A 1,195-nucleotide genomic window follows, 5' to 3' on the forward strand; every position below is an offset into this window, starting at 1 on the left:
TTTGGAATCTTTTAAAAACTCTTCTGTAAGCTTTTCTAGCTTGTCATTTGCTTTTTCCACCAAAGAATAAATTTTCTTCCTTCCTCTTGCATCGACATATTCTTTTTTAGTGTATTTTAACATACCACTTGTCGCTTCCTGCAAAAACTTCTTTACAAGTTTTTTGTAATTAATTAAGTCCTGCAAAGTCAAATTTTCTTTTAATTTTTGTGCTGCACTGTCTATCTCTGATAAAATCTCATTTAATTTGTCTTGATGAAATTGATCTAATTCTTCATCAAAAGTATCAATAAATTTTTTAGTAACTCTATAAGACTTATTGTACTCACTTTTTATATCAGATGAAATCTTCGGAGATTTTACCTCTTCAATTCTCATGTCAAGCACCCTAAATCCTGAAGAATTTTTCTACATTTAATACAAAAACTGTAGCTCCACCAATTGTAACTTCAACGGCTTGAGGCAGGAAAATGTCTGTAGCACCACCCATAGGCGTAGGAGAAGTAATTATTCTATCGCGAGTTTTACATTTTTTCTCTATTATGCTGATAACATCATCTAATTTTTCGTCTTCTACACCTATTATCAAGGTTGTATTGCCAGACCTTAAAAATCCCCCAGTAGATGCTATTCTCGTAAAGCTAAATCCTCCCTCAGTCAAGCCATCCATAAGTCTCCTTACATCTTCGTCCTGCACAATAGCTAATACTAATTTCATGTTATGACCCTCCTTACAAATATTTTTTTACTACATCAAGTATGTCTTGATGCACTTTCATAAGCTCTTGCATTCCGTCTATAAATACAAACCTTTGAGGAAATTCTTTAATTAACTTAATATAACCTTCTCTTACTTTTTTATGAAAATCCCAACTTTCTCTCTCTAATCTATCTGCTTCTCTTTCGCCTCGTCTTTTCATTGCTTCTTCAGGAGTAATGTCTATATAAATTGTTACATCAGGCAAAATCCCCATTGTAGCTATTTCGTTAATTATCTTAACCTTTTCTATCCCTAAGCCCCTCGCATAACCCTGATATACATAAGAACTATCCACAAAACGGTCTAAGAGTACAATTTTACCCTCTTCAATGGCCGGTAAAATTTTTTCCTCCATCAGCTGAGCTCTAGAAGAAGCATATAAAAGCATCTCTGTAACTGGAGAAATGAAATTATTTTTATCCAATAAAATATCTC

The 1,195-nt window shown here is 33.1% G+C and carries 3 protein-coding genes; all 3 read right to left on the minus strand.

Annotated elements, in window-relative coordinates:
• Positions 1–378 (minus strand): YaaR family protein (locus M663_RS0101370; protein WP_029687691.1); only part of this gene is annotated, 378 nt, incomplete at its 3' end.
• Between the two features lie 10 nt (positions 379–388).
• A complete protein-coding gene (locus M663_RS0101375) occupies positions 389–718 on the minus strand; it encodes a cyclic-di-AMP receptor (protein WP_003867355.1) in 330 nt (109 codons plus the stop codon).
• Between the two features lie 13 nt (positions 719–731).
• Positions 732–1,195 (minus strand): dTMP kinase (tmk, locus tag M663_RS0101380; protein ID WP_029687692.1); only part of this gene is annotated, 464 nt, incomplete at its 5' end.

Source organism: Thermoanaerobacter sp. A7A (assembly GCF_000445185.1).
In the GTDB taxonomy this organism is placed as follows: domain Bacteria; phylum Bacillota; class Thermoanaerobacteria; order Thermoanaerobacterales; family Thermoanaerobacteraceae; genus Thermoanaerobacter.